General features: G+C 60.6%; 6 protein-coding genes. 1 reads left to right on the top strand and 5 read right to left on the bottom strand.

Translation table 11 applies throughout. The annotated features are described in order from the left end of the window. The 5 genes from VNX23_RS04390 to VNX23_RS04370 all read right to left on the bottom strand — a co-directional run. On the bottom strand, positions 1-1,604 hold a 1,604-nt coding region (locus tag VNX23_RS04390), incomplete at its 3' end, for a thiamine pyrophosphate-binding protein (RefSeq protein WP_325627960.1). 45 nt (positions 1,605-1,649) lie between these two features. Further along, positions 1,650-2,582 (bottom strand): AEC family transporter, encoded by a 933-nt coding sequence (locus tag VNX23_RS04385; protein WP_325627959.1) that lies wholly within the window; start codon positions 2,580-2,582, stop codon positions 1,650-1,652. Between the two features lie 45 nt (positions 2,583-2,627). Next, entirely contained in the window at positions 2,628-4,181 is a 1,554-nt protein-coding gene (locus tag VNX23_RS04380) for a class I adenylate-forming enzyme family protein (protein WP_325627958.1), read from the bottom strand. 43 nt (positions 4,182-4,224) lie between these two features. Further along, positions 4,225-6,102, bottom strand: a complete 1,878-nt coding sequence (locus tag VNX23_RS04375; RefSeq protein WP_325627957.1) for a TRAP transporter large permease subunit — start codon at positions 6,100-6,102, stop codon at positions 4,225-4,227. 5 nt (positions 6,103-6,107) lie between these two features. After that, positions 6,108-7,130 carry a TRAP transporter substrate-binding protein gene (locus VNX23_RS04370; RefSeq protein ID WP_325627956.1) on the bottom strand — a complete coding sequence of 341 codons (1,023 nt, stop codon included), beginning with the start codon at positions 7,128-7,130 and terminating at the stop codon, positions 6,108-6,110. A gap of 129 nt (positions 7,131-7,259) precedes the next feature. Between VNX23_RS04370 and VNX23_RS04365 the strand changes: the two genes are divergently transcribed. After that, a partial coding sequence (locus VNX23_RS04365; protein ID WP_325627955.1) for a GntR family transcriptional regulator occupies positions 7,260-7,861 on the top strand: 602 nt, incomplete at its 3' end.

Genomic DNA, 7,861 nt, shown 5'->3' with positions numbered 1-7,861 from the left:
ACCACCATGTCGAGCAGCGCGGGACGGTTGGCCAATGCCCGTTCGATCGCGGGCTTGAGCTGCGCTTCGGTTTCGACCCGCTCGGCGTGCATGCCGAACGACCTCGCCATCCCCGCATAATCGGCGAATTGCAATCTTGTGCCGACGACCTTGCCATGCGTGACGGTTTGATCGTGGACCTCGATCTGCCACGCACCATTATTGGCAACGACGATCAAAACGGGAGCCTTGTGACGCACGGCGGTGTCGACCTCGATCGCATTGAAGCCGAATGCGCCATCGCCGGTTGCCACCACCACCGGCTTGTCGGGAAAGGCGAGACTGGCGGCAATGCCGTATGGCACCCCGATTCCGATGCAACCGAACGGACCGGGATCCAGCATTCGCGGCGCGTTCAGCCCGACACGCGCAAAGGAGAGAAAATCGCCGCCATCGGTGATGACGACGGAGTCGTTGCCAACGGCTTCCTGCAGCGCCGACAAGACCTTGTTGGGGTGAAGTTTGCCGTCGGAGCCGCTGGGCGCCGAGGCCATGGTCTGCTGAAGCTTCCGCGCCCGCTCTTCATGCCCCTTGCGGAGTTTCGCAGCCCATTCACGGTCGACTCCTGAAGGCCGATTGCCCGCATGCTCGACCATTGCGCGCAGCGTCTCCGCCGGCGATGCCAGGATTTCGACGGCACCGCGGCGATTGTCGCGGATCTCCGTCGAGGTATCGCTGATACGGATGAATTTCGCCGACTGGAAAACGGCCGGCGATCCGTAGGCGAGCTGGAAATCGAGCCGTCGTCCAACGGTCAGAACGACATCGGCATCGCCCATGACGGAGCCACGCATCGCACCCACAACGGAGGGATGGCTGTCGGGAACCAGGCCGCGGCTTTCGCCCGTATCTAGGTACACGGCGCCGAGCCTGTCGAGCAGTGAAATCAGTTCCGGCCCTGCACCGCGGGCGCCGCGACCAGAAATCACGAGCACGCGGCGGGCCGACCACAACAGGTCGACCGCCCTTTCGATCTGTGCGGGATCGGGATGCGTAACAGTGCGCGGCTTGTCGCAAAGATGCTCTTCGAGCTGCAGCGCCTTAGGTACGATTCCCCGCAGCGTGTCGGTTGGAAAATCGATGTAGGAAGGACCGGGGTCTCCACCCTCGCCGAAAGCACGCGCGATCGCTTCATCGAGTTCCTGCAGCACCAGCGACGGCTCGCGCACCGTGCGCGCGTAGCGCGTGATCGATCGCACCAGTTGCGTGTGATCCATGTCCTGCAGGCCGCCCCTGTTCTCCTGCGGGCGCGGATTGCCGCCGGATACAACCAAAATCGGCGCCCGCGAAACGTGGGCGTTGGCGATCCCGGTGATGGCGTTGGTCATGCCCGGACCGGCGGTGACCAGCGCCACCCCCAGCTCGCCGGTCAACTCCGCATGCGCCTGGGCCATGTGGACCGCGGCGCGCTCGTCGCGGACGTCAATGATGCGGATTCCTTCCGCATCCAGTCGCATCCAGATCGGCATGATATGCCCACCACAAAGCGCGAAGACATGTTTCACGCCGCGCTGCTTCAACAGCTGGGCGATCAGTGCGGCGGCGCTGTCAGGAGAGACTTTCATCACTACGACTCCGATTGGTTGAAACAATTGATTTCTGGACAAGCTTCATGCGAGCCACGCCACGAGCAGCGAGACGGTGAGAACGCCAAAGACATGCGAGGCGAGAATGGAGCCCGATGTCACGCCGGCTTCGAGGCCATAGAGCTTGGCAATGGTGAACGGCCCCGATCCGATCGGAAGGGCGCTCAAGATCACGGCCGAATGCGACCAAAGCGGTGGCATCGTGAACACGTAGAAGGCGAGGAACGCCGTGACGGCAGGTTGCAAGATCAGTTTCATCGCCACGAGCTTGGCGATGGACACTGCGTCGCGGCTCACCACACTTTCCTGCGCAAGAAAGAGCCCGATGCAGACCAGCGCAACCGGCGAAGCGGCCCCGCCAAGCAGCGTGGTGAAACTCTCGAAAGGCGCCGGGACTTTGATACTGCTGAGGCCGATGCACAGCCCTGCAACGGGCGCGATCAAAAGCGGGCTGGTGAGCAAGGCATTGGCGACCTTGGTCCCGGTCGACCAGAAGCTTCTCCCTTTCTGCAGATCGATTTCGACGACGACGACCGCGAACAGAAACAGGATGCAGGCCGTGAACAGCGTCGCAATGATCGAGGCTGGCGCGCTTTCGGGGCCGAACACCAGAAGGCACATCGGAATTCCCATGAATCCAACATTGCTGTAGCCGGCGTCGAGTCCCTCGATACTGGCATTTGCAACGCGTCGCCCTCGAATCCGGCTGATCGCGAAGGCAACCGCAAAGGTGATCGAAGAGCCGCCGCAGAAAGCGCCGAGGAAGCCGAACTGACGGACCTGATCCGGCGTAATCTTCGACATCGCCACGAACATCAGCGAGGGCAGCGCCAGATAGACCGCGAAACGATTCAGATTGTCCGTCGCCGTCTTGTCGAAGACGGAGAAATACCCGCAGATGAATCCGGTCAGGATCAAGGCGAATATCGGAAGTGCGGAGTTCAATACGGCGTGCATTTGACGGCGAGCCCGAGGCGGAATGACGCGGACGGTTGACCATGGTCAGTTCGTGAACTTCTTCTTCAATTCCCGATGCAACACCTTGCCCGTGGCGTTGCGCGGAATTTCGCTCTCAAGCATGAAGGCATACGACCGTGGACGCTTGTATCCCGCCAGGCGCTCCTTCGACCATTCCATCAGGTCGCCCTCCTTCAGATCGGCGCCTTCATGCAGCACGATCACCGCGTGCACGCGCTCGCCCCATTTTTCGTCGGGCAAGCCGATCACCGCGACGTCCTTCACCTGCGGGTGCGCGCCGATCAGCGCCTCGACTTCGGAGGGATAGATGTTTTCGCCGCCTGAAATGATCATGTTGCTCTTGCGATCGGACAGATGGATGTAGCCGTCGGCATCGCGCCGGGCCATGTCGCCGACCGTGCAGTAATCGCCGCGGAAGGCCTCCTTTGTCTTTTCGGGCAAGCGCCAGTAGCCGTCGAAGGTATGGGCATTGCAGGAGTACAGCTCGCCCGCTTCGCCATCCGGCACCTCGTTGCCTGCTCCATCCAAAATCCTGATCGGCGCTGCGCCCACGCACTCGCGGCCCACCGAACCAAGCTTGGTGAACTGTTCGTGTGGATGCAGCATGGTCACCCACCCGGTTTCTGTGGCGCCATAGAGTTCGAATAGGCCGGAGTTCGAAAACATCTCCATGACTTCGCGCTTGGTCTCAGGCCGCGCGGGCGCCGAGGAGATCATCAGCTTGGTCACGGCGTCGAAATTGTATTTGCCACGGACGGCGGCCGACAAACCGAGCATCATTATGTAGTGAGTGGGCACGAGCGAAGTGAATGTGGAGCCGTCCTCCGAAAGGGTTTGAACGCAATGTTCAGGGTCGAAGCTCTTGCGGGAATAGATGAAGTTTGCGCCGCCGCAATAGCCGAATGCGCCGAAAAAATTCAGGGAATTGGCGTGGCACATCGGCATGACCAGCAGGGCCCCGTCATTGCGATGCAGCCCGAGCTCGATCTCGGTGACCATCGATAGCAGCACGCCGCTACGATGGCTTCTCACGACGCCTTTTGGATTGCCTGTCGTGCCCGAAGTGTACATCAGCGTCCAGGGGTCAGACAGCTGCACGCGCTGCTCAGGTTCACTCGCGCCGGCGGCGGCGAGGACTTCTTCGTACGCGCGATAGCCCACCGGGCACGCATCAGCGCCAAAGTGGATGTAGCGGTCCGGCTTGATCGAGAGGTTGTTGCGGACCTCTTCGACCACGTCGACAAGCTCGTCCTGGACGATGAACGCAGAGGCTTCGGCATTTTCAAGGATATACTGAACTTCCTTGCCGATCAGACGAAAGTTGATCGGCAACGCCACCAGGCCTGCCTTTGCCGTGGCGGCAAAGATTTCGCACCATTCGACACAGTTATAGGCGAGGATCGCGACGCGCTCGCCTTTGGTGAGGCCAAGGCCGATCAGGGCATTGGCGAGCCGGCACGAGCGGTCATTCCATTGCGCGAACGTCATCGAACGTTCGAGATCGCGCGCGCCGACGCGATCAGGCGACAGCCGCGCATGAACCGAAAGCATTTGTCCGAAATTCAGGAGGTCTTTCACGTTCTGCTCCTAACGGGTTTTCAAAAACACTGGTGGTAACGGTTCAGTTCAAAAGGCCGATCGATATCCAGGGGACGGCGGCAATGACGACGGTTCCGATCAGAAGCGCCAGCATGTAACCCAGCATCGGTTTGATGCCTTCGTCGGGATGGATCCGGCTGATTGCACAGGCCGCGTAGTAGCCGACGCCGAAGGGTGGAGCGAACAGGCCGATGCCCATAGCCAGAATCACCACCATGGCGTAATGCACTTCATGCACACCGACTTGTTTGGCGATCGGAAACAGCAGCGGACCGAACAGCACGATCGCTGGAATACCTTCCAGCACGCTGCCCAGGACGATGAACGCGATGATCGTCACGCCGAGGAACATCGGTGCGCCGCCTGGCAGGCCGGTCATGAACGCTGCAAGCGAGGTGGAGAAGCCCGATTGCGTGAGCGCCCACGCCATTCCGGTCGCAGCTCCGATGATGAGCAGGATCGCGCCCGACAACGCGGCAGTTTCGGTCAGCATCGGATAAAGACGACGCCAATCGAATTTCCGATAGATCAGTAGCCCCGCAAGCACGGAATAAACGATGCCGATGGTGGATACCTCGGTTGCGGTCGCGACACCGCCGACGACAGCGGCGCGGATCACGAATGGCAGCGCGATCGCGGGCAAGGCGACAAGGAAGGTGGAGCCGACCTCGCCCCATCGGGCGGGCTTTACGTGGGACAGGTCTTCGTTGCGGTAGCGGCGCCAGACCACGACACACAACATGATGGCAAGAACCAGGCCCGGCAGCAATCCACCGGTAAAGAGTGCTGCGATCGATACTCCGGTGACCGATCCGATGGTGATAAGGACGAGGCTCGGCGGGATCGTTTCGGTTTGCGCACCGGTGGCCGACAGCAGCGCGACGAGATCGCCGGGCTTCGCACCGCGCTCAATCATTTCCGGAAACAGCACGGGTGCCACCGCTGCCATGTCGGCCGCTTTGGCGCCAGAGATGCCGGAAACCAGGTACATCGCAGCGACCAGGACGTATTGAAGGCCGCCGCGGACATGGCCGAGCAGGCTGGCAAGAAAGCCGACCATGGCGCGCGCCATGCCAGTCATCTCGATCAGAAGGCCAAGGAATACGAACAGCGGCACGGAAAGAAGGATCAGATGGCTCATGCCCTCGTCCATGCGACCAATTACAACGGTCGACGGCGTGCTCGTCGTCAGCGTGATGTAGGCAAAGGTGGCAAGTCCAAAGGCAAAGGCGATCGGCACCGCGGCAAAGACCATGATCGCCACAAGCACCACGAAGAAAATCAGGAGATTGAGGTTTCCAAGCGGCACCAGCACCGGTCCGAGCGCATAAAGCACTCCGCCAACGACCGCGACGGTAGCTACCGCCAATCCGATCTTTCGCCCATCGCCGAACGACGCGAGCCGCAACAAGGCGATGATCAGCATCAGGCCGAGGCCGACTGGCAACGCGGCCGCGCGCCAGAGGCTGGAAATGTCGAGTGCCGGCGTCGAGACGAAGGCCTCATCTGACGCAAACTCAAAAGCGGGCTGCAGGACAAGAACGAGGAATGCCAGAGGAGCAGCGATCGCCAGCACGTCGAAAAAGGCGCGCCGCTGCGGGCTGACCATGCCGACGAAGGCGGTCATCCGCATATGCTCGCCGCGTTGAAATGCGACCACCGCGCCGAGCATGGCCAGCCATAAAAAGAGGATGCTGGCGAGTTCGTCCGACCAGATGATGGGCTTATGAAACAGGTATCGCGCGGAAACACCGCTGAACAAGACGATGATTTCCGCGATCACAAGCAACGCCGCGACGGCCGCGACGATCGAGCCAAGCCATTGTTCGGCTTTTTGCAGGGCGCCCGCTACCCCAGTCATCCGGGGCAGCGTGACGCTGGTTTCCTCCACTAAATGCATGGCGATCACCCGATGTTGCCGGCGTATTTTTGCAGCAATGCCCAGGCTTCGTCGCCGAATTTCGCTTTCGCATCCTTGTAGAAGGACGTCTTTGCAAGCGCCGCCTGGAACGCCTCGGGCTGGGTTGTATTAAAGGCGAGCCCCTTAGACTCGAGGGTCTTCTGGTAGTCCGCGTTTGCCTGGACGATGTCCGCACGCTGCTTGATGGCAGCGGCGTTGAAGTGCTTCTGCATCACTTGCTGGGCATCTTGAGGAACGCCCTTCCAGATCCGCGCGCTGGCGATAAGCCAGAAACCATCCCATGCGTGATTGGTCAGCGAACAGAATTTCTGAACCTCGTAGAACTTTGCAGACTCGATCAGTGCCAGCGGATTTTCTTGACCGTCCGCGATCTTCGTCTGCAGGGCGGAGTAAGCCTCGTTCAGAGGGATACTCACCGGCGCCGCGCCCAACGCCGAAAACATAGCGACCCACAGCGGCACGACCGGAACACGAATCTTGAAGTTGGCGAGATCCTCAGGCGCCTTGATTGGATGGGTGCTGCTGGTGATCTGCCGGAAGCCGTTGTCCCAGACCGAGGTGAACGGCACCAGACCCGCCTTCTCGATATTGCGTCGAATGAAATTGCCGACTTCGCCGTCCATCGCTGCCCACACCTTGTCGTAGTTCGTGAACGCGAATCCGACACCTGTCAGAGACGCCGTGGGGATCAGGGTCGACAGAACGGTGCCCGGCATCGTGGCGAGCTCGAGCGCGCCAGAACGCAACTGCGTCATCATGTCGGTGTCGCTGCCGAGCTGGTTGTTCGGAAACAGGCTGATCGCGACCTGGCCCTTGGTCTCGTCGGTGATGGCGTCGATCGCTTCCTTCAGCCGAACGTTGACCGAATGGGTCGCAGGAAGGTCGTTGCCGAATTTCAATTTGACGGGAGCGGCCTGGGCCAGGACAGCCGGACTTTTAAGAGAGGCGGCACCGAGCGCGCCTCCAACAGCGCATTTCAAGAGCACACGACGGCTGACGGCCTGCATTGCATCCTCCCTGTGAATTGGTTTTATTGAATTCGAATACTGAATTCGTATACTGAATTCGAATGCAAAGCAATGGCTTTTTTTGCGACTCGCTGGTAAAAAACAAAAAAGAGCCGCCTGAGGTTTCCAATGTCGCAGCTTCAAACCCAGCCCACCCTCGTGGAACAGGTTGTAAACGCTATCGTTTCCGAGATTGTCGACGGCGAACTGCCGGCCAATGCCCGCCTCATCCAGGACGAGCTTGCCAAGGCCTATGGCGTCTCCCGACAGCCGGTCCAGCAGGCCCTTCTGCTGCTCAGGGACCGGGGGCTTGTTCGCGAGGCGCCCGGCCGAGGCCTGATCGTTTCCCCGTTGGACGTGGGTTTTGTTCGAAATCTCTACGAAGTTCGGGCGATGCTGGATGGACTTGCGGCCAGGCTCGCGGCCGAACGGGGTTCGGAACGGGCTAAGTCCGAGGGACCCGCATTCCTCGAACTAGGTCGCGCCGCGGTCAAGAGCGGCTCCCTGCACGACCAGATTGAGGCCGACATGAAATTCCATGGCTTCCTCAACGAACTGTCCGGCAATCCACTGATCGGTGAGACGACCGCGCCGCATTGGCCTTATCTGCGTCGTGTCATGGGCGAAGTCTTGCGGGACGACGTGCAGATGCCGCAAACGATCCTGCAGGAGCACGTGGCGATCCTGGATGCCGTCATTGCGGGCGACGGCGCATTGGCGGAAACCCTCAG

Origin of the sequence: Bradyrhizobium sp., assembly GCF_035570375.1 — a bacterium.
In the GTDB taxonomy this organism is placed as follows: domain Bacteria; phylum Pseudomonadota; class Alphaproteobacteria; order Rhizobiales; family Xanthobacteraceae; genus Bradyrhizobium.
Note: the sequence above shows the minus strand (reverse complement) of the source record. Positions and strands in the feature narration are given on the sequence as shown.

Bases quoted from the DNA above. Each gene is read 5' to 3' on its own strand.
- VNX23_RS04385 (WP_325627959.1), bottom strand. From the start codon at position 2,582: ATGCACGCCGTATTGAACTCCGCACTTCCGATATTCGCCTTGATCCTG.
- VNX23_RS04375 (WP_325627957.1), bottom strand. From the start codon at position 6,102: ATGCATTTAGTGGAGGAAACCAGCGTCACGCTGCCCCGGATGACTGGG.
- VNX23_RS04370 (WP_325627956.1), bottom strand. From the start codon at position 7,130: ATGCAGGCCGTCAGCCGTCGTGTGCTCTTGAAATGCGCTGTTGGAGGC.